Origin of the sequence: Tenacibaculum caenipelagi (assembly GCF_004363005.1) — a bacterium.
GTDB lineage: Bacteria > Bacteroidota > Bacteroidia > Flavobacteriales > Flavobacteriaceae > Polaribacter > Polaribacter caenipelagi.
The window spans coordinates 206,891-227,414 of the sequence record NZ_SNYH01000005.1 but is presented as its reverse complement, the minus strand read 5'-3'; the positions used below and the strand labels follow the sequence as shown (position 1 = coordinate 227,414).

Below are 20,524 nucleotides of genomic sequence, written 5' to 3'. Positions count from 1 at the left end.
TTTCGGGGGGAACATTATCTTATTATTTTAACTATTACTTAAAATAAATAGCGTATAAATTTATATAAAGTAAATTAAAATAAAAAAAATAAGATAGTTTTAACAAAACTATTTAATTATGAAAGTATGTTTTTAGTTTCTTAATTCCTTCTTTAAAAATTTAGCTGTGTAACTTTTTTTATGATTAGCAACTTCTTCAGGAGTTCCAAAAGTTAATACTTTTCCTCCTTTTTTACCTCCTTCCATACCAATATCAATAATATAATCAGCTAGTTTAATTACATCTAAATTATGCTCTATAATTAATACAGTGTTTCCTTTGTTAGCTAACTTATTTAATACCTCCATTAAGACACGAATATCTTCAAAATGTAATCCTGTAGTAGGTTCATCTAAAATGTAAAAAGTATTACCTGTATCTCTTTTGGATAATTCTGAAGCTAACTTAATACGTTGCGCTTCACCACCTGAAAGCGTGGTAGATTGTTGCCCGAGTGTAATATAGCCCAATCCAACATCTTTAATGGTTTTTAACTTTCGATGTATTTTAGGAATGTGCTCAAAGAATTCGGTTGCTTCATTAATGGTCATGTCTAATACATCAGAAATTGATTTTCCTTTGTAACGGATTTCTAAAGTTTCTCTGTTAAAACGTTTTCCTTGGCATGTTTCACATTCCACATGAACATCTGGTAAAAAGTTCATTTCAATGACACGAACTCCGCCACCTTGACAAGTTTCACAACGTCCGCCTTTAACGTTAAAGCTAAATCGACCAGGTTTGTAACCGCGAATAGATGCTTCTGGGGTTTTGGCAAATAGACTACGGATTTCACTAAACACACCTGTGTACGTTGCTGGGTTAGAGCGTGGAGTTCTTCCAATAGGAGATTGGTCAATGTCAATCACTTTATCTATATGTTCTAATCCCTCAACTTTTTTATATGGCATAGGTTTTTTTACCGCGCGATAAATATGTGTATTTAAAATAGGGTATAAAGTTTCGTTAATCAAAGTAGATTTTCCACTACCCGAAACACCCGTTACACAAATCATTTTTCCTAAAGGAAACTCAACAGAAATATTTTTTAAATTATTTCCAGAAGCTCCTGATAACTTAATGCTATTACCATTTCCTTCACGACGTTTTTTAGGTACTTCAATTTCTTTTCTTTTGGATAAATAATCAGCAGTTAGCGTATCGTGAGCCTTTAAATCGTCAAAACTTCCTTCACTTACAATTTCACCTCCATGACGTCCTGCGCCAGGGCCAATATCTAAGACAAAATCAGCATTTTTAATCATGTCTTCATCATGTTCAACTACTAAAACAGAATTTCCAACATCACGTAATTTGATAAGTGAATCGATTAATTTTTGATTGTCTCGTTGGTGTAAACCAATACTAGGTTCATCCAAAATATAAAGAACTCCTACTAATTGAGATCCAATTTGTGTTGCCAATCGAATGCGCTGTGCTTCACCACCAGAAAGTGATTTAGAGGTTCTGTCTAGAGTTAAGTAATCTAATCCGACATCTAATAAAAACTGAATTCGAGTTCTGATTTCTTTTAAAATCTCAAAGGCAATGGTTAATTGTTTTTCTGATAGTTTATTGTCAATTTTTTGAAACCAGCCAGCTAATTCCAATACGTCCATTTGAGCTAAATCACTTATATTTTTATCGGTGATTTTAAAATGAAGCGCTTCTTTTTTTAGTCGTTTTCCATCACAAACTGAACAAGTAACTTCATCCATAAAGTCTTTTGCCCAACGTTTAATTGATGTACTTTCTGAGTTTTTGTATTGATTTTCAATAAAAGCAACAATTCCTTCAAAATCAATTTCATAATTTCTAGTTACCCCGGCTACTTTTGATTGGATTTCAAATTTTTCCTTTCCACCATTTAGAATAACCTCCATAGCTTCTTTTGGAATGCTTTTTATGGGATCATTTAGTTTAAAATTATAGCGTTCTGCAATGGTTTGTAGTTGTTTGAAAATCCAACTATTTTTTTGTTCCCCTAACGGAACAATTCCTCCATTTTTAATAGAGATACTGTTGTCTGGAATTATTTTTTGATGGTTTATTTCATTGGTAATTCCTAATCCGTTACAATGTGTACAGGCACCTTTAGGTGAGTTGAACGAGAAAGTGTTTGGTTCTGGGTTAGGATATGCAATTCCAGTAGTAGGACACATGAGTTCACGACTAAAGTAGCGCGGTTTCTCATTGTCAACATCAATTACCATTAAAATATTATCACCTGTATATAAGGCTGTTTTAATGGTTTCATCCAAACGTTTTTCGGCAGTGTCATTCACAACTAAACGATCAATAACCACTTCAATATCGTGAGTTTTGTAGCGGTCGAGTTTCATACCTTTTTCAATCTCACGAATTTCACCATCAACTCGAACACGAACAAAACCTTGTTTAGAAATTTGTTCGAACAATTCGCGATAATGTCCTTTTCTGGATTTAATTATTGGAGCAAGTATAGCAATACGCTTTCCGTCAAAATCTTTTAAAATTAATTCTTTGATTTGTTCATCTGAATAACTGACCATTTTTTCGCCAGTATTGTAAGAATAAGCATCAGCTGCACGAGAAAATAACAGACGAAGAAAATCATAAATTTCAGTAATAGTACCTACTGTAGAACGCGGACTTTTATTCGTAGTTTTTTGTTCAATAGAAATAACAGGAGAAAGTCCGTCGATTTTATCAACATCGGGGCGTTCCAGCCCGCCTAAAAATTGACGAGCGTAGGCTGAAAAGGTTTCAATGTAGCGACGTTGTCCCTCAGCATAAATAGTATCAAATGCCAGTGAAGATTTTCCGCTACCGCTTAAACCAGTAATAACAACTAGTTTTTCACGAGGAATCTTAACATCAATGTTTTTTAAATTATGAGCTCTTGCTCCGTAAACTTCTATGTATTCTTGTTCTTTCAAAGTGAGGATTTTACCAAAAAAGGCAAAGTTACCAAAACCAAATTTATTTTAAACAAGGGTGTTTAACAAATGATATGAAATTGGTATCTTGCATGTTATCTGTATAATAGTAATGCATAAAAAGAGTATTGAAATACACGAAACAGCTTTTGTTACATCAACATTCAGGTCTTTAAATGAAGATTTGAGTAGAGATGTATACGCTAAACTTTGGGGTAATTCTAGAACAAATGTTTTAGTAGAAAAGTATCTTAATCAAGTTTGTGAAGAAGAAGTTTCGGCACATTGTTTAAGAAATCGATTTTTTCTTGAAGAGATTGAAAGATTAAAACCAGAAGTGCTTATTAATTTCGGGAGTGGTTTTAGTATGTATCCTTTTTTATTGAACGAACACATGATTAATGTTGAGATAGATAAAAAAGAAGTAATACTTTATAAAGAGGAAAAAATTAAAGAGTTTCAAAAAGAGGGAAAATTACCCAAAAGAACAATCTATTTTATAGGAGTAGATTTTAGTAAAGATTATGTTGATGTATTGTTGGAAACACTCAAGACAATAAAGGGAAGTAAATCTTCTTTTATTTTAATAGAAGGGGTGTTGTTTTTTTTATCAAGAAAAGACACAGATAAACTTTTTGAGCTGTTTTCAAAATTACAAGAAGAAGGAGACTATGTAGGAAGTGCTTCTTTTCAAAATGATTTAAAAAACACACAAGGGTTTAAAAAATTACTCGATTTTTGCAATAATGAAATGATAAAGACTGAAGCATCAGATTGGCAAACGATAGAAGATGATTTTTATACTAAAAATAAAAACTATAGTTTAGAGAATCATCAAGATTATTTCAGTCTTTCAAAAAAGTACAATAATCAAGTGAAATTAGAAAAAGATTTAATTTTAAACGAGAAATTTTATATCTTGAAAAAAATAGTTTAATGAAACTAATCCATTCTGTAAGACATTTTTTTGAGCGCCATGGGTTTAATGTGTCCTCTCGATTTGCAGACCGTTTAGGTATGAGAGCAACTAATGTACGGTTGTTTTTTATTTATATATCCTTTGTTACGGTTGGTTTATCGTTTGGGTTGTATCTAACCTTAGCATTTTTATTGCGTTTAAAAGACATGATTTATACAAAACGAACGTCTGTTTTCGATTTATGATTATAAATACGGTACTCCAATCAAGGTTATATAGAGCGATTACTTATTCAATACTTATTGTTAGTATTGGAGTATTAGGGTATTTACTGTTGTTTGGATATTCTCTAATAGATGCCTTGTATATGACGGTAATTACTATCAGTACAATAGGTTTTGGTGAGGTGCATCCGTTTGGTACAGGAGAAAAACTGTTTACAATAGGACTTATTTTATCTAGTTTATTTGTTTTTGGATATGCGGTGTCTTCATTCTCAGAATATTTAATCAGTGGGCAATTTTTTCGCCAATTAAAAGTAAAAAAAGTGCAAAAAAAAATAGAACAATTACAAGGTCATACTATTGTTTGTGGGTATGGTAGAAATGGTAAACAAGCCCTTGCTAAATTAAAGAGCTATAAAAAAGAGTTTGTTGTAGTAGAAAATGATACAAAAATTATCAAACTTCTTGATGAATTAGAGATGCTAAACATTGAAGGAGATGCTACTATTGATGAGACGTTATTAAAAGCTGGGATTTTAAAAGCTGAAAATTTAATTACAGCATTACCATCAGATGCAGATAATTTATTTGTGGTGTTAACAGCAAAACAGTTGAATAATAATTGTAAAATTATTAGTAGAGCATCAAAGGAAACATCGTATAGTAAACTTAAAATAGCAGGGGCCGATAATGTAATTATGCCAGATAAGTTAGGAGGAGCTCATATGGCATCTTTGGTAGTAACTCCTGATGTAATTGAATTTGTAGATAGGTTAACAATTGAAGGAGATACAACAGCTAACTTAGAAGAAGTGGCTATAAATGATTTGCCTGGAAAATATATTGATAAAACAATATTAGATTTAGACTTGCGAAAAAAAACAGGATGTACGGTTATAGGGTATCGTACTCCGGATAAAGAATATATTATTAACCCAGAAGCTTCGGTAAAATTAGAGGCCGGAGGTAATCTTATTGTTTTAGGGCGTCCTGAACAAATAAATACGCTTAGAAAGTTATTTTAATGAAGAAGGTAGTAGTAACGGGAAGTAATGGTTTGTTGGGGCAAACTCTAGTGAATTTACTATTGGAGGAAAAAAGTAAGTATCAGGTGCTAGGTTTTTCAAGAGGAAAGAATAGAAGTGGGAGAAATGATTTTGAATATGTTTCAATTGATATTACTGATGAATTATTGCTCCGCGAAAAATTATCAGAACACAATCCAGATGTTATTGTAAACACAGCAGCAATGACAAATGTTGATGCCTGTGAGGCTGATAAGGAAATTTGTAATAAGTTGAATATTGATGTAGTTCAGTATTTAAAAGATTATTCAGAAGAAAATAAAACACATTTAATTCATATATCTACCGATTTTATTTTTGATGGAAAAAAAGGGCTGTATAAAGAAACAGACACCCCTAATCCTTTAAGTCACTATGGATGGTCTAAGTTAAAGTCTGAAGAGATTCTTACAGAATCTACTATTAATTATGCCATTTTTCGTACCATCTTGGTGTATGGTAAGGTATATGATATGTCACGCAATAATATTGTGTTATGGGTGAAAAAATCTTTAGAAGATGGTAAAGAAATAACGATTGTCAATGACCAATTTCGCATGCCAACCTATGTTGAAGATTTAGCCTTAGCTTGTAAGCTAGCTATAGATAAAAGGGCAAAAGGAATTTTTAATATTTCGTCAAATATGTTGTTAAGTATTTATGAAATAGCACAACAAATAGCAGTAACTTTTGGGTTAGATAAAAATTTAATCAAACCCATTTCTACAACTGCTTTAAATCAAAAAGCACCACGTCCTTCAAAAACAGGATTCGATTTAACGAAAACGAGGGAGGAGTTAGGGTTGTGTCCAAAATCATTTAAAGATGATTTACAAAGATTTAAAGAAAAACTAACATAAAAATTATATTTAACAACTAAAACTTGTCGAGAGTACATTTTTTTATGATATTGCGGGCTATAAATTCAAAAATCTAGCATATCATTATGAATAAAAGACTACTTACGATGCTGTTGTTAATAGCACCGATATTCTCTTTCGCACAAGAAAAGGGTTTGGATCAACAAATAGACGAAGCTTTTAAACCAGTTTCTGACTTCTTTAGCAGTTTGATCTTCTTTACCGTATTTGATACTCCTTTTGTGTTGATTTTGTTAGTGGCAAGTGCTGCTTTTTTTACGATTTATTTTGGGTTTCCAAATTTCCGTTACTTCATTACAGCTATCAATGTAGTTAGAGGGAAATATGAAGACATAGAAAAACACGGAGCTCAAATATTATACGGAGAGGAAGGAATAGCGAAAGGAGTAGACATGAATAGTGTAGATGATATTGAAGAGCATATAGAAAACTTAGAGCAGATACATAGTGATTTAGAAATCGATGGAGATATAAAAGAGACTATTAGAGATGAAAGCCATGATGGAGAAGTATCTCACTTTCAGGCCTTGGCTACAGCAGTTTCAGGTACAGTAGGAAATGGTAATATTGCAGGGGTAGCCTTGGCAATTGCATTAGGAGGTCCTGGGGCAACTTTTTGGATGATAGTTTGTGGTTTGTTGGGTATGTCAACAAAATTTGTTGAATGTACATTAGGGGTTCATTATCGTGATGTAGGTGAAGATGGTACTGTGTACGGAGGGCCTATGTATTATTTAACAAAAGGTTTAAAAGAAAAAGGATTTAAAACTTTAGGTAAATTAGCAGCAGCAGCATTTGCAGTTTTTTGTATTGGAGGTTCTTTTGGTGGTGGTAACGCAGCACAATCTAACCAAGCAACAATTGTAATAAAAGAATTGCTAGGTTTAGAAAGTACTGCAGCTGGAGCTATTATTGGAGTTGTATTGGCAGCATTAGTAGGAATTATTATTATTGGAGGGATTAAAAGAATAGCTTCAGTAACAGAAAAAGTAGTTCCATTTATGGCTTTACTATATTTATTAGCATGTTTATATATTTTAGGAATTAACTTTTCATTAATTGATGATGCGATTTCTTTAATTTTTAGTGAAGCATTCAAACCAACTGCTATAGGAGTTGGAGGACTGATAGGTGTTTTATTAGTTGGATTTAAAAGAGCAGCATTTTCAAACGAAGCAGGGGCAGGTTCAGCATCTATTGCGCACTCGGCAGTAAAAACAAAATACTCTGCATCAGAAGGGTTAGTGGCGTTATTAGAGCCATTTATCGATACAGTATTAATATGTACAATGACAGCCTTAGTAATCATTATATTTAACTTCGGAGGAGCTTTTGAATATGGAGGTGATGGTACAGGATCTGTATTTATTGATGGAGTAGCATATGAGGGAGCGGGAATTACTTCAAAAGCATTTGCAGCATATATTCCATTTTCAAATGTATTTTTAACAGTGGCTGTAGTATTGTTTGCTGTGTCTACAATGATTTCATGGTCATATTACGGATTACAATCATGGAAATTCTTATTCGGTAGAGGTAAAAAAGCAGATTTAACATATAAAATTTTATTCTTAACTTTCGTAGTAATTGGAGCAGCTGCAAGTATGAAGTCTATTTGGGATTTTTCAGATGCAATGATTTTTGCGATGGTATTCCCAAACATGGTAGGTTTATACTTATTGATGCCAGTGGTTAAAAAGCAACTAAAAAGGTATTTGGACGCTATTAATCTTAAAAAGGAAGCGGTAGAATAATAAACAAAATTATAATGAAAATATTTAAATCCCATTTCTGGTATTACAAACGCCAAAGAAATGGGATTTTCTTTTTAATAGTAGTAATAATAGCGTTACAATTTATATATACTTATGTTGATTTTTCTTCGGAAGAAGAGCAAAATGTAAAGACTAGTGAATTGATTGCGTTTCAAAATCAGATAGACAGTTTAAAAATAATTGAGCTTGAAAAAAGAACCCCAAAACTTTATCCATTCAATCCTAATTACATAACGGATTTTAAGGGGTATCGATTAGGGATGTCTGTTGCTGAAATAGATAGGCTTCATTATTTTAGAAAACAGAATAAGTATGTTAATTCAGCAAAAGAATTTCAAAGCGTTACAAAAATTTCGGATAGTCTTTTAGCGGAAATATCACCATACTTTAAATTTCCAGATTGGGTAAACAAAAGAGAAAAACAGAAGAAGAGTAAAGAGGCTACTTCGAACTCTGTAGAAAAGTATATATATATAAAGGTACAAAAAGTTTCAACAAATAATATAAATAAAGCTACTAGACAAGATTTTGAAACTGTAAGCGGAATAGGAGAGGTGCTTTCTGCCAGAATTATAAAATACCGAAGTAAACTTCAAGGGTATTCACATCCTTCTCAGTTATATGAAGTGTGGGGTTTGGATAAAGAAACCGCAAATGAAGTTTTACAAGTCTTTAAAATAGTAGAAAAACCTATTGTTAAAAAAATAAATATAAATACAGCTGTATTTAAAGAGGTGTTGAAAAATCCGTATATCGATTATGAGTTATGTAAAAAGATTTTTGAATACCGAGATGAAGTGGCAGAACTTCAAAATATTTCAGAATTAAGAAATATTAAGGATTTTCCGTTAGATAAATACGATAGAATAGTTATATATTTGGAAGCAAAATAACAAACAACAAACAATTAGAGCACCAATGAACAGTATGTATTTTACTGAAGAGCACGAGTCTTTTCGTCAAAGTTTTAGAGATTTTTTACAGAAAGAAGTTGTTCCACACATAGATAAATGGGAAAAAGAAGGGACTGTAGAACGTTTTATTTGGAAGAAGTTCGGTGAAATGGGATACTTTGGTTTAAACCAACCAGAAGAATATGGTGGGTTAGGATTAGATCTTTTTTACACGGTAATCTTTTTAGAAGAGTTACAGAAGATAAATTCAGGTGGATTTGCAGCAAATATGTGGGCTCATGCTTACTTGGCAATGACGCATGTTAATAAAGAAGGAGATGATCGTATTAAAAGAGAATATTTAACACCAAGTATCGATGGAGATAAAATAGGGTGCTTATGTATTACAGAACCTTTTGGAGGTAGTGATGTGGCAGGAATGCGAACGACAGCAATTAAAAAGGGAGATACTTATGTAATAAATGGCTCAAAAACATTTATTACGAATGGGGTGTATTCTGATTACTTAGTGGTAGCTGCAAAAACTAACCCAGAAGACAAGCATAGAGGAATGAGTATTTTTATTGTAGATAGAGATACACCAGGAATTTCATCAACTAAATTAGATAAGTTAGGATGGCGAGCATCAGATACTGCTGAAATAGCTTTTGATAATGTGGTGATTCCAGCTGAAAATTTAATGGGAGAAGAAGGAAAAGGATTTCCATATATTATGCAGCATTTTGCGTTAGAGCGTTTGGTTATGGGAATCAATGCACATGCACGTGCTGAATATGCTGTTGACTATGCAGTACAGTATATGAGCGAACGTCAAGCATTCGGAAAAACATTAGATAAGTTTCAAGCCTTGCGACATAAAGTAGCTGAAATGGCTAGTAGGGTAGATATGTGTAAAGAATATAATTATTCTATAGCAAAAAGGCTTAATGACGGACAATATGTAGTGAAAGAAGCGAGTATGAGTAAGTTATTGTCTACTAAAATGGCAGACGAAGTAATTTATGAAGCATTACAGTTGTTAGGTGGTTATGGTTATATGGAAGAGTATCCTATGGCGCGTTTACTACGTGATAGTCGTTTAGGACCAATCGGTGGAGGTACATCAGAGATTCTTAAAGAGATTATTGCAAAAATGATAATTGATAAAAAAGAGTACAAGCCTGCGACATAATTTGTTGAAAAAATGAATAAAAAAATCCTGTTGCTAAAACAGGATTTTTTTATTTAGCTTACTTTTTTGGTTAAAAAGCAATTAAAAAATAATTTAAATTTAAATAATACTTTGTATCTTTGCCGTCCAAATAAATTAAAAACAATATAATCAACTGATTAACTGTGTTTTATCGGTTGTTTTTAAAATATAGAAAACTACAATGAAAGGAGGTGCAAAAACATGTTAATCATTCCAGTTAAAGAAGGAGAGAATATCGATAGAGCGTTAAAACGTTATAAGCGTAAATTTGATCGTACAAAAACGATGAAGCAATTACGTAACAGAAAGCAATTTACTAAACCGTCTGTAGCTAAACGTGCTCAAATGATTAAAGCATCTTACGTTCAGAGATTAAGAACTCAAGAAGAAGTAGGATAGTAGTTGTCCTTAAAAATGTAAAAACCTGTATTGAATCCAATACAGGTTTTTTTTGTACCTTCATTTTAATAAAAAAAAGATAAATGCTTATAGAAGCTTTTTTACAATATTTAGAGTTTGAAAAAAACTATTCTAAACATACGATACAAGCATATAAGACGGATTTAATCGCGTTTAAAGATTTTTGTATAGTTGAGTTTGATCAAGAGGAACTAGCTGAGATTCATTATAATCAAATAAGAACATGGATTGTTAGTTTGATAAATAGTGGAGTTTCAAATAGAAGTGTAAATAGAAAGATTAGTTCTTTAAAATCGTTTTATAAGTTTTTACAAAAAATAGAAGAAGTAACTATTAATCCTTTGTCAAGTCATAAAGCCTTAAAAACTCAAAAAAAATTTCAAACACCATTTGATCAAAATGAAATTGAAGAAGTGTTAAAGTTAATTAAGGGTGATTCAGATTTTGTCTCGGTAAGAAATCGTTTAATAGTTGAAATATTATATTCAACAGGGATTAGAAGGATCGAGTTAATAAACATTAAAGAAAAAGATATTGATTTTAGAAAAAAAGCGATAAAGGTATTAGGAAAAAGAAATAAAGAAAGGTATGTAACAATATTGCCTTCTGTATGTAAAACATTAGAGGAGTATTTAGAGTTGAAAAAAGCATATGAAAAAGAAGATATTGAAGAGTTATTGATAACCGAAAAAGGAGTTAAAATTTACGAAACTCTTGTTTACCGAATAATAAATTTGTACTTTAGTAGGGTGTCAACAAAAGTAAAAAAAAGCCCACATATATTAAGGCATGCTTTTGCGACACATCTACTTAATAACGGTGCGTCGTTAAATTCGGTTAAAGAATTACTAGGGCATTCAAGTTTAGCCTCCACCCAAGTATATACGCATAGTAGCTTGGAGCAAATAAAAAAAGTGTATAATAAGGCTCACCCTAGAGAGTCTACCTAAAGATTGAAGAATTATGAAGGTATTCACACAGTCAGTAAATTTCTCAGCGGACAAAAAATTAATAAACTTCATTGAGAAAAAAGTAGGGGGATTGGAAAAGTTTCATGACAAGATTGTTGATGCAGAAGTGTTTTTAAAGGTGCAGAACACAAGTGAAAAGGAAAACAAAATTACGGAGGTGAAAATCAATATTCCAGGGAATGAATTGATTGTAAAAAAACAATGTAAGACCTTTGAAGAAGGGTTGAGTACATGTGCAGAGTCGCTTAAGAGGCAGTTGCGAAAATCAAAAGAAAAAATAAAGGATGCTTTGGTATCGTAAAAACAATAAAAAATAATTGAAAAAAGTTTTAAAAATTAAAAATTACTTTTTACATTTGCAGTCCGTTAGAAATAGCGGATTGTTTTTTTATGGCAAAAGCCGATGTAGCTCAGCTGGCTAGAGCAGCTGATTTGTAATCAGCAGGTCGTGGGTTCGAGTCCCTCCATCGGCTCTAAAAGAATAAAAGTTCATTAAAATTTTGATTTAAGATTTTTGGGGAGATTCCAGAGCGGCCAAATGGGACGGACTGTAACTCCGTTGTCTTACGACTTCGCAGGTTCGAATCCTGCTCTCCCCACAAAAAATCTTAACAGCAAAAAAAAGCGGGAGTAGCTCAGTTGGTAGAGCGTCAGCCTTCCAAGCTGAATGTCGCCGGTTCGAACCCGGTCTCCCGCTCTAAATTCGTTGCCGACATAGCTCAGTTGGTAGAGCGCATCCTTGGTAGGGATGAGGTCACGGGTTCAAATCCCGTTGTTGGCTCTATTTTAGAGTTTATTTGACAAGAGTTTTGAAATAACACTAAATATATTTAACTAAGAATTAAAATTAATAATCATGGCAAAAGGAACTTATGATCGTTCGAAACCGCACTTAAACGTAGGTACTATTGGTCACGTAGATCACGGTAAAACTACTTTAACAGCTGCAATTACAAAAGTTTTAGCAGATGCAGGATATTCTGAGCAAAGAGCTTTTGATCAAATCGATAACGCTCCAGAAGAAAAAGAAAGAGGTATTACAATTAACTCTTCTCACGTAGAATATGCAACAGCTAACCGTCACTACGCGCACGTTGACTGTCCAGGTCACGCCGATTACGTAAAGAACATGGTAACTGGTGCTGCACAAATGGATGGTGCTATCTTAGTAGTAGCTGCTACGGATGGTCCAATGCCACAAACTCGTGAGCACATCTTATTAGGTCGTCAGGTAGGTATTCCACGTATCGTTGTTTTCTTAAACAAAGTTGATATGGTTGATGATGAGGAGTTATTAGAGTTAGTAGAGATGGAAGTAAGAGATTTATTATCTTTCTATGAGTATGATGGAGATAATGGTCCTGTTATTGCTGGTTCTGCTTTAGGTGCATTAAACGGAGAGCAAAAGTGGGTTGATACAGTTTTAGAATTAATGGAAGCTGTTGATACTTGGATTGAAGAGCCACCAAGAGATACTGAAAAGCCATTCTTAATGCCAATCGAAGATGTATTCTCTATTACTGGTCGTGGTACTGTTGCAACAGGACGTATCGAAACTGGTATCATCAATACAGGAGATCCTGTAGAGATCATCGGTATGGGAGATGAGAAATTAACTTCTACTGTAACTGGTATCGAAATGTTCCGTCAAATCTTAGATAGAGGAGAGGCTGGAGATAACGCTGGTATCTTATTAAGAGGTATTGATAAAGCTGATATTAAGAGAGGTATGGTAATCTGTAAGCCAGGTTCAATTACTCCACACGCTAAGTTTAAAGCTGAGGTGTATATCTTAAAGAAAGAAGAAGGTGGACGTCACACTCCATTCCATAATAACTACCGTCCACAGTTCTACGTACGTACAACTGACGTAACTGGTAACATTAACTTACCTGATGGAGTAGAAATGGTAATGCCAGGTGATAACTTAACTATTACTGTAGACTTAATCCAACCAATCGCATTAAACGTTGGTTTACAATTCGCTATCCGTGAAGGAGGTAGAACTGTAGGAGCTGGTCAGGTAACTGAAATTTTAGACTAATTATAGTTTAATTATAAATTATAAGGAGTCTCCTTATTAGTGAGACTCCTTTATAAATACGGGTTTAGCTCAGTTGGTAGAGCACTGGTCTCCAAAACCAGGTGTCGGGAGTTCGAGTCTCTCAACCCGTGCAAAAAAACTAAAACGAGTTGTGGTTTTACCGCAACTCGTTAAAAGGATAAAATATGAATAACTTTATACAATACATTAAAGATTCTTTTGAAGAATTAAGCACTAATATGACTTGGATTTCTCGTGAAGAAGCACAGAAGTCTACTGTAGTAGTTGCAGCATTTACAATTGTTTTTGCATTAGCCGTAGCTGCTATAGATAAAGTTTTTCAAACGGGGTTAGATAACTTCTTTAAAATGTTTTAATGATGGCTGAGTCGGTGATGAAATGGTATGTGGTTAGAGCTATTGGAGGTCAAGAAAATAAGGTAAAAACTTATATCGAGACTGAGATTGCTCGTCATGGGTTGTCTGATTATGTAAACCAAGTAATCGTTCCAACAGAAAAAGTTATTCAAGTACGAAACGGAAAGAAGATAAACAGAGAAAGAGTTTATTTTCCTGGTTACGTAATGATTGAGGCTAATTTGGCAGGTGAAGTTCCTCACGTAATTAAATCAGTAACAGGAGTTATTGGTTTTTTGGGTGAAACTAAAGGAGGAGAGCCTGTACCAATGCGTAAATCAGAAGTAAACAGAATGTTAGGAAAAGTAGACGAACTTTCTGTTAAAGATGAAAACATAGCAATTCCTTATTCAGTTGGTGAAACTGTAAAAGTAATTGATGGACCTTTTAATGGATTCGATGGAACAGTTGAAAAGGTTAATGAAGAAAAGCGTAAATTAGAAGTAATGGTGAAGATTTTTGGAAGAAAAACACCATTAGAACTAAACTATATGCAAGTAGAGAAAATATAATTGTTACACCTATATTTTGATGGGTTTAAGCTTCCAATTTAAACACATCGTTAAATCTTAAACAATGGCAAAAGAAGTAAGTAAATTAGTAAAACTACAAGTTAGGGGAGGTGCAGCGAATCCGTCGCCACCAGTTGGACCCGCTTTAGGTGCTGCCGGTGTTAACATCATGGAGTTCTGTAAGCAGTTTAATGCTCGTACACAGGACAAACAAGGTAAAGTATTACCTGTTGTTATTACTGTTTATACAGACAAATCATTTGAGTTTGTTGTAAAAACACCACCAGCTGCAGTACAATTATTAGAAGCGGCCAAAATTAAGAAAGGTTCAGGTGAGCCTAATAGGAAAAAAGTAGCAAGCGTTTCTTGGGATCAAATTCGTGGAATTGCAGAAGACAAAATGGTAGATATGAATGCCTTTGAATTAGAGTCTGCAATGAGAATGATCGCCGGAACAGCTCGTTCTATGGGATTAACAGTAACAGGTGATGCTCCTGCATAAACTTAAAAGAGATTTAGAAAATGGCAAGATTGACTAAAAAACAAAAAGAGGCTCGTGCTAAAGTAGATAGCTCTAAAGTTTATAATTTAAGTGAAGCATCAGCTTTAGTTAAAGAAATTACAAACGTAAAATTTGATGCATCTGTTGATTTAGCAGTACGTTTAGGAGTAGATCCTCGTAAAGCTAATCAAATGGTACGTGGAGTTGTAACATTACCTCACGGAACTGGTAAAGATGTAAAAGTTTTAGCATTAGTTACTCCAGATAAAGAAGCAGAAGCTAAAGAAGCTGGTGCTGATTATGTTGGATTAGATGAGTACCTTCAAAAAATTAAAGGAGGTTGGACTGATGTTGACGTTATTATTACTATGCCTAGTGTAATGGGTAAATTAGGTCCTTTAGGACGTGTATTAGGTCCTCGTGGTTTAATGCCAAACCCAAAAACTGGTACAGTAACTATGGATGTTGCAAAAGCAGTACAAGAAGTAAAAGCTGGTAAAATTGACTTTAAAGTAGATAAAACTGGTATTGTACACGCTGCAATCGGAAAAGCATCTTTTGATGCTGCTAAGATTGAAGAAAATGCAAATGAGTTAATACAAACATTAATTAAATTAAAGCCAACAGCGGCTAAAGGAGCTTATATCAAAAGCATCTTTATGTCTTCAACTATGAGTCCTAGTGTTGCTGTAGATGTAAAATCTGTATCATAAGGCAGTTAAAACTTTTTAATTATGACTAGAGAGGAAAAATCACAAGTAATACAAGATTTAACAGCACAATTAGCAGATACAAGTACCATCTATTTAGCAGATATTTCTGGTTTAGATGCTGCAACTACATCTAACTTACGTAGAGCTTGTTTTAAAGCTAACGTACAATTGGCTGTTGTTAAAAACACATTGCTTTCAAAAGCAATGGAAGCTTCTGATAAAGATTTCGGAGAGTTACCAGACGTATTAAAAGGAAATACTTCAATATTAATTGCTGAGGCTGCAAATGCACCAGCAAAAGTTATCAAAGAGTTCAGAAAAAAATCAAAAGATCGTCCTTTATTAAAAGGAGCATATGTTGAAGAGGCAGTTTATATTGGAGATGACCAATTAGACGCTCTTGTTAACATCAAATCTAGAGAAGAACTTATTGGAGATATTATTACCTTATTACAATCTCCTGCTAAGAATGTTGTTTCAGCATTACAATCAGGTGGTGGTAAGTTATCAGGTATCTTAAAGACATTATCAGAAAAATAATTTCGCGCACTAATAAACTAAAATAATAAAATTTTTAAAAACAATTAAAATGGCAGATTTAAAAGATTTCGCAGAACAATTAGTTAACTTAACAGTAAAAGAAGTTAATGAATTAGCTGATATTTTAAAAGAAGAGTATGGTATTGAGCCAGCAGCAGCTGCAGTAGCAGTAGCAGGACCAGTAGCAGGTGGAGGAGATGCAGCAGAGGAAAAAACTGAATTTGATGTAATCTTAAAAGCAGCAGGAGGTTCTAAATTAGCAGTTGTAAAGTTAGTTAAGGAATTAACTGGATTAGGATTAAAAGAAGCTAAAGCAATCGTTGATAGCGCACCAGCACCAGTAAAAGAAGCTGTATCTAAAGATGAGGCAGAAGGTCTTAAAAAATCTTTAGAAGAAGCAGGAGCTGAGGTAGAGCTTAAGTAAGCTATACTCCCGATTTTAAAAGGGAAAAAACAATTAAGGTTTAGGTACTAAAAACACATGTTTTTAGGCCTAAACCATTTTGTGTATATATTCGTTCTTTATTTTTCACAATAATTACCATTGTGATTTTACGATTATAAAGTGCTGATTTTTAATCAGTAAAAGCAATTAAAATTGCAGTATTGAAACAGTCAAGTTTCAAAAATAATATTTTTAATTAAAAATAGCATCTCTTTTGGCAACGATAAATACTACTGAAAGAATTAACTTCGCATCATCGCAGTTAGGAACTGATTATCCAGATTTTTTAGATATTCAGGTGAAATCATTCCAAGATTTTTTCCAACTGCAAACTAAAGCTGATGAGCGAGGAGAAGAAGGTTTGTATAAAACTTTCATGGATAACTTTCCAATTACTGATACACGTAACCAATTTGTATTAGAATTTTTAGACTACTTTGTAGATCCACCAAGATACAGTATTCAAGAATGTATCGAACGTGGTTTAACCTACAGTGTACCTTTAAAAGCTCGTTTAAAATTATATTGTACCGATCCTGAACACGAAGATTTCGAAACTATTGTTCAAGATGTATATTTAGGTACAATTCCTTATATGACAAACTCTGGTACCTTTATTATTAATGGTGCAGAAAGAGTTGTTGTGTCACAATTACACCGTTCACCAGGTGTATTCTTTGGGCAATCTTTCCACGCAAACGGAACTAAATTATACTCTGCAAGAGTAATTCCATTTAAAGGTTCTTGGATTGAATTTGCTACCGATATCAATCAAGTAATGTATGCTTATATTGATAGAAAGAAAAAATTACCAGTAACAACATTATTCAGAGCCATTGGTTTTGAAAGAGATAAAGATATATTAGAAATCTTTGATTTAGCTGAAGAAATAAAAGTTTCTAAAGCAGGATTAAAGAAGGTATTAGGGCGTAAATTAGCCGCGAGAGTTTTAAAAACTTGGCATGAAGATTTCGTTGATGAGGATACAGGAGAAGTAGTATCGATTGAGCGTAACGAAATTATTTTCGATCGTGATACCATTATTGAAAAAGAACATATTGATGAAATAATCGAATCTGGAGCTAAAACTATCTTATTACACAAAGAAGATAATCAGCAAGCAGATTACGCAATCATCCACAATACATTACAAAAAGATCCTACAAACTCTGAAAAAGAGGCTGTAGAGCATATTTATAGACAATTACGTAACGCTGAACCGCCAGACGAGGAAACTGCAAGAGGAATTATTGAAAAATTATTCTTCTCAGAGCAACGTTATAGTTTAGGTGAAGTAGGACGTTTTAGAATGAATACTAAACTTGGTTTAGATGAAGATTTAGATCAAAAAGTATTAACTAAGAATGATATCATTACTATTATTAAGTATTTAATTGAGTTAATCAATTCGAAAGCTGAAGTAGATGATATCGATCACTTATCTAACCGTCGTGTTAGAACTGTAGGAGAACAATTAGCAGGTCAGTTTGGTGTAGGTTTAGCTCGTATGGCACGTACTATTCGTGAAAGAATGAATGTTCGTGACAACGAAGTATTTACTCCAATCGACTTAATTAACGCTAAGACGTTATCTTCAGTAATTAACTCTTTCTTTGGTACCAACCAGTTATCTCAGTTCATGGATCAAACAAATCCATTAGCAGAGATTACTCACAAGCGTCGTTTATCGGCATTAGGACCTGGAGGTTTATCACGTGAAAGAGCAGGGTTCGAGGTTCGTGACGTTCACTATACGCACTATGGTCGTTTATGTCCGATTGAAACACCTGAAGGACCAAACATTGGACTTATTTCTTCTTTAGCAGTTTATGCTAAAGTAAATAGTATGGGATTCATTGAAACACCATATAAGAAAGTAGATAATGGTTCAGTTTCTCCAGAAGATCCTATCTATTTAAGTGCTGAAGAGGAAGAAGGAATGAAGATTGCACAATCTAACTTACCAGTTGCTAAAGACGGTAAGATAGAAAGCGAAAGAGTTATTGCTCGTGAAGAAGGTGATTTCCCTGTGGAAAGCCCAGAAGCAATTAACTATATGGACGTTGCTCCAAACCAAATCGCTTCGATTTCAGCATCGTTAATTCCTTTCTTAGAACATGATGATGCGAACCGTGCATTGATGGGATCTAACATGATGCGTCAAGCAGTTCCATTATTACGTCCAGAGTCTCCTATCGTAGGTACAGGTTTAGAGCGTAGAGTAGCAAAAGACTCTCGTATCTTAATCAATGCTGAAGGAGCTGGAGTTGTTGAGTATGTAGATGCTAACAAAATTACAATTAAGTACGATAGAACTGAAGAAGAGCGAATGGTAAGCTTTGAACCGGATGAAAAATCGTATGACTTAATTAAGTTTAGAAAAACTAACCAAGGTACTAACATTAACCTAAAGCCAATTGTAAAAGTAGGTGATAGAGTTGAAGAAGGTCAAGTACTTTGTGAAGGTTATGCAACACAAAAAGGTGAATTAGCTTTAGGAAGAAACATGAAAGTTGCCTTTATGCCTTGGAAAGGGTATAACTTTGAGGATGCAATCGTAATTTCTGAAAAAGTTGTTCGTGAAGATATCTTTACTTCTATTCATATCGATGAATATTCATTAGATGTTCGTGATACAAAGTTAGGAGCAGAAGAATTAACAAACGATATTCCTAACGTTTCAGAAGAGGCTACTAAAGACTTAGATGAAAACGGTATGATTCGTATCGGAGCAGAGGTAAATCCTGGTGATATCTTAATTGGTAAGATTACACCTAAAGGAGAGTCTGATCCAACTCCTGAAGAAAAGTTATTACGTGCTATCTTTGGTGATAAAGCAGGTGATGTGAAAGATGCATCATTAAAAGCTTCTCCATCGTTAAGAGGTGTTGTAATCAACAAGAAATTATTTAAACGTGCTGTAAAAGATAAGAACAAACGTGCTCGTGATAAAGAAGCAATTGCAGCTTTAGAAGCATCTTATATCTCTAAATTTGAAACGTTAAAAGATACTTTAGTAGAAAAATTATTCAACTTAGTATCAGGTAAAACTTCTCAAGGAGTCTATAATGACTTAGGAGAAGAAGTATTACCAAAAGGTAAGAAGTTCACTCAAAAAATGTTAAATTCTGTTGAAGATTTTACACATTTAAATGGAACTTGGACTACCGATAAAGAGTTAAACGATTTAGTTGTAGAATTAGTTCACAACTATAAGATTAAAGTAAACGACTTACAAGGAGTTTTACGTCGTGAGAAATTTACAATTTCTGTAGGAGACGAATTACCAGCAGGAATCTTAAAACTTGCTAAAATTTATGTAGCTAAAAAACGTAAATTAAAAGTAGGAGATAAGATGGCAGGACGTCACGGAAACAAAGGTATTGTTGCTCGTATTGTACGTCAAGAAGATATGCCTTTCTTAGAAGACGGAACACCAGTAGATATCGTATTAAACCCATTAGGGGTACCATCACGTATGAACATTGGTCAGATTTATGAAACTGTTCTTGGATGGGCAGGTCAAAAATTAGGTCAAAAATATGCGACTCCAATTTTTGATGGTGCAAAAATTGAGGAAATTAATGCTTTAACTGATGAAGCTGGAATTCCACGTTACGGACATACATATTTATATGATGGAGGTACAGGTAAACGTTTCGATCAACCTGCAACTGTAGGGGTAATTTATATGATTAAGTTAGGTCACATGATTGAAGATAAGATGCATGCGCGTTCTATCGGACCTTACTCATTAATTACACAACAACCATTAGGAGGTAAAGCTCAGTTTGGAGGTCAGCGTTTTGGAGAGATGGAAGTTTGGGCACTTGAAGCATATGGAGCATCAAGTATCTTACGTGAAATCTTAACTGTTAAGTCTGATGACGTATTAGGTAGAGCTAAAACTTACGAAAGTATTGTAAAAGGTGAGGCTATGCCAGAGCCAGGTTTACCAGAATCATTTAACGTATTAATGCACGAACTTAAAGGTTTAGGATTAGACGTTAAATTAGAAGAATAATCACAGTGAA

19 protein-coding genes and 5 tRNA genes are annotated in these 20,524 nt (G+C 33.6%); 23 read left to right on the top strand and 1 reads right to left on the bottom strand.

All coding sequences use genetic code 11. The features are described 5' to 3' along the window. Positions 1-132: 132 nt before the first annotated feature. Positions 133-2,958 carry an excinuclease ABC subunit UvrA gene (uvrA, locus tag DFQ07_RS12115; protein ID WP_133537221.1) on the bottom strand — a complete coding sequence of 942 codons (2,826 nt, stop codon included), beginning with the start codon at positions 2,956-2,958 and terminating at the stop codon, positions 133-135. 112 nt (positions 2,959-3,070) lie between these two features. Here uvrA and DFQ07_RS12110 point away from each other — a divergent pair, with 112 nt between their 5' ends. The 23 genes from DFQ07_RS12110 (at position 3,071) to rpoB (ending at position 20,514) form a co-directional block, all read left to right on the top strand. After that, positions 3,071-3,895 (top strand): class I SAM-dependent methyltransferase, encoded by an 825-nt coding sequence (locus DFQ07_RS12110; RefSeq protein WP_133537219.1) that lies wholly within the window; start codon positions 3,071-3,073, stop codon positions 3,893-3,895. After that, complete coding sequence (locus DFQ07_RS12105) at positions 3,895-4,122, top strand: PspC domain-containing protein (protein ID WP_133537217.1); 228 nt, start codon at positions 3,895-3,897, stop codon at positions 4,120-4,122. Before DFQ07_RS12110 ends, DFQ07_RS12105 begins: the two co-directional genes overlap by 1 nt. Then, entirely contained in the window at positions 4,119-5,126 is a 1,008-nt protein-coding gene (locus DFQ07_RS12100; protein WP_133537215.1) for a potassium channel family protein, read from the top strand. Before DFQ07_RS12105 ends, DFQ07_RS12100 begins: the two co-directional genes overlap by 4 nt. Continuing rightward, positions 5,126-6,025, top strand: coding sequence for an SDR family oxidoreductase (locus tag DFQ07_RS12095; RefSeq protein ID WP_133537213.1), 900 nt, complete (start codon positions 5,126-5,128; stop codon positions 6,023-6,025). Before DFQ07_RS12100 ends, DFQ07_RS12095 begins: the two co-directional genes overlap by 1 nt. 86 nt (positions 6,026-6,111) lie before the next feature. After that, complete coding sequence (locus tag DFQ07_RS12090) at positions 6,112-7,800, top strand: alanine/glycine:cation symporter family protein (protein WP_133537211.1); 1,689 nt, start codon at positions 6,112-6,114, stop codon at positions 7,798-7,800. Between the two features lie 14 nt (positions 7,801-7,814). Further along, a complete protein-coding gene (locus DFQ07_RS12085; protein ID WP_133537209.1) occupies positions 7,815-8,714 on the top strand; it encodes a helix-hairpin-helix domain-containing protein in 900 nt (299 codons plus the stop codon). 25 nt (positions 8,715-8,739) lie between these two features. Beyond that, complete coding sequence (locus DFQ07_RS12080; RefSeq protein ID WP_133537207.1) at positions 8,740-9,906, top strand: acyl-CoA dehydrogenase family protein; 1,167 nt, start codon at positions 8,740-8,742, stop codon at positions 9,904-9,906. Between the two features lie 222 nt (positions 9,907-10,128). After that, a complete protein-coding gene (rpsU, locus tag DFQ07_RS12075) occupies positions 10,129-10,326 on the top strand; it encodes a 30S ribosomal protein S21 (RefSeq protein WP_028892869.1) in 198 nt (65 codons plus the stop codon). An 83-nt stretch (positions 10,327-10,409) separates the two neighbouring features. Beyond that, complete coding sequence (locus DFQ07_RS12070; RefSeq protein ID WP_133537205.1) at positions 10,410-11,297, top strand: tyrosine-type recombinase/integrase; 888 nt, start codon at positions 10,410-10,412, stop codon at positions 11,295-11,297. Positions 11,298-11,310: 13 nt separating this feature from the next. Beyond that, positions 11,311-11,619 carry a ribosome hibernation-promoting factor, HPF/YfiA family gene (hpf, locus tag DFQ07_RS12065; protein ID WP_133537203.1) on the top strand — a complete coding sequence of 103 codons (309 nt, stop codon included), beginning with the start codon at positions 11,311-11,313 and terminating at the stop codon, positions 11,617-11,619. A gap of 98 nt (positions 11,620-11,717) precedes the next feature. Further along, a tRNA-Thr gene (locus DFQ07_RS12060) sits at positions 11,718-11,791 on the top strand. A gap of 43 nt (positions 11,792-11,834) precedes the next feature. Continuing rightward, positions 11,835-11,917 (top strand) — tRNA-Tyr (locus tag DFQ07_RS12055). A gap of 25 nt (positions 11,918-11,942) precedes the next feature. Next, positions 11,943-12,015: transfer RNA gene (locus DFQ07_RS12050), tRNA-Gly, on the top strand. Positions 12,016-12,026: 11 nt separating this feature from the next. Then, positions 12,027-12,099 (top strand) — tRNA-Thr (locus DFQ07_RS12045). Positions 12,100-12,174: 75 nt separating this feature from the next. After that, the gene (gene tuf, locus DFQ07_RS12040; protein WP_133537201.1) at positions 12,175-13,362 is read left to right on the top strand and encodes an elongation factor Tu; all 1,188 of its coding nucleotides are present in this window, start codon (positions 12,175-12,177) and stop codon (positions 13,360-13,362) included. Between the two features lie 58 nt (positions 13,363-13,420). Next, positions 13,421-13,493 (top strand) — tRNA-Trp (locus DFQ07_RS12035). Between the two features lie 54 nt (positions 13,494-13,547). Further along, a complete protein-coding gene (secE, locus tag DFQ07_RS12030) occupies positions 13,548-13,739 on the top strand; it encodes a preprotein translocase subunit SecE (protein WP_133537199.1) in 192 nt (63 codons plus the stop codon). A gap of 2 nt (positions 13,740-13,741) precedes the next feature. Then, positions 13,742-14,290, top strand: a complete 549-nt coding sequence (nusG, locus tag DFQ07_RS12025; protein WP_133537536.1) for a transcription termination/antitermination protein NusG — start codon at positions 13,742-13,744, stop codon at positions 14,288-14,290. Positions 14,291-14,354: 64 nt separating this feature from the next. Then, complete coding sequence (rplK, locus tag DFQ07_RS12020) at positions 14,355-14,792, top strand: 50S ribosomal protein L11 (protein ID WP_133537197.1); 438 nt, start codon at positions 14,355-14,357, stop codon at positions 14,790-14,792. 20 nt (positions 14,793-14,812) lie between these two features. Continuing rightward, positions 14,813-15,505, top strand: a complete 693-nt coding sequence (rplA, locus tag DFQ07_RS12015) for a 50S ribosomal protein L1 (protein WP_133537195.1) — start codon at positions 14,813-14,815, stop codon at positions 15,503-15,505. A 21-nt stretch (positions 15,506-15,526) separates the two neighbouring features. Continuing rightward, complete coding sequence (rplJ, locus tag DFQ07_RS12010; protein WP_133537193.1) at positions 15,527-16,045, top strand: 50S ribosomal protein L10; 519 nt, start codon at positions 15,527-15,529, stop codon at positions 16,043-16,045. 49 nt (positions 16,046-16,094) lie between these two features. Next, on the top strand, positions 16,095-16,469 hold the full coding sequence (rplL, locus tag DFQ07_RS12005) for a 50S ribosomal protein L7/L12 (RefSeq protein ID WP_133537191.1): 375 nt from the start codon (positions 16,095-16,097) through the stop codon (positions 16,467-16,469). Positions 16,470-16,704: 235 nt separating this feature from the next. Next, positions 16,705-20,514 carry a DNA-directed RNA polymerase subunit beta gene (gene rpoB, locus DFQ07_RS12000; protein ID WP_133537189.1) on the top strand — a complete coding sequence of 1,270 codons (3,810 nt, stop codon included), beginning with the start codon at positions 16,705-16,707 and terminating at the stop codon, positions 20,512-20,514. Positions 20,515-20,524 lie beyond the last annotated feature (10 nt).

Bases quoted from the DNA above. Each gene is read 5' to 3' on its own strand.
- DFQ07_RS12110 (WP_133537219.1), top strand. From the start codon at position 3,071: ATGCATAAAAAGAGTATTGAAATACACGAAACAGCTTTTGTTACATCA.
- DFQ07_RS12105 (WP_133537217.1), top strand. From the start codon at position 3,895: ATGAAACTAATCCATTCTGTAAGACATTTTTTTGAGCGCCATGGGTTT.
- DFQ07_RS12100 (WP_133537215.1), top strand. From the start codon at position 4,119: ATGATTATAAATACGGTACTCCAATCAAGGTTATATAGAGCGATTACT.
- DFQ07_RS12095 (WP_133537213.1), top strand. From the start codon at position 5,126: ATGAAGAAGGTAGTAGTAACGGGAAGTAATGGTTTGTTGGGGCAAACT.
- DFQ07_RS12090 (WP_133537211.1), top strand. From the start codon at position 6,112: ATGAATAAAAGACTACTTACGATGCTGTTGTTAATAGCACCGATATTC.
- DFQ07_RS12085 (WP_133537209.1), top strand. From the start codon at position 7,815: ATGAAAATATTTAAATCCCATTTCTGGTATTACAAACGCCAAAGAAAT.
- DFQ07_RS12080 (WP_133537207.1), top strand. From the start codon at position 8,740: ATGAACAGTATGTATTTTACTGAAGAGCACGAGTCTTTTCGTCAAAGT.
- rpsU (WP_028892869.1), top strand. From the start codon at position 10,129: ATGTTAATCATTCCAGTTAAAGAAGGAGAGAATATCGATAGAGCGTTA.
- DFQ07_RS12070 (WP_133537205.1), top strand. From the start codon at position 10,410: ATGCTTATAGAAGCTTTTTTACAATATTTAGAGTTTGAAAAAAACTAT.
- hpf (WP_133537203.1), top strand. From the start codon at position 11,311: ATGAAGGTATTCACACAGTCAGTAAATTTCTCAGCGGACAAAAAATTA.
- tuf (WP_133537201.1), top strand. From the start codon at position 12,175: ATGGCAAAAGGAACTTATGATCGTTCGAAACCGCACTTAAACGTAGGT.
- secE (WP_133537199.1), top strand. From the start codon at position 13,548: ATGAATAACTTTATACAATACATTAAAGATTCTTTTGAAGAATTAAGC.
- nusG (WP_133537536.1), top strand. From the start codon at position 13,742: ATGGCTGAGTCGGTGATGAAATGGTATGTGGTTAGAGCTATTGGAGGT.
- rplK (WP_133537197.1), top strand. From the start codon at position 14,355: ATGGCAAAAGAAGTAAGTAAATTAGTAAAACTACAAGTTAGGGGAGGT.
- rplA (WP_133537195.1), top strand. From the start codon at position 14,813: ATGGCAAGATTGACTAAAAAACAAAAAGAGGCTCGTGCTAAAGTAGAT.
- rplJ (WP_133537193.1), top strand. From the start codon at position 15,527: ATGACTAGAGAGGAAAAATCACAAGTAATACAAGATTTAACAGCACAA.
- rplL (WP_133537191.1), top strand. From the start codon at position 16,095: ATGGCAGATTTAAAAGATTTCGCAGAACAATTAGTTAACTTAACAGTA.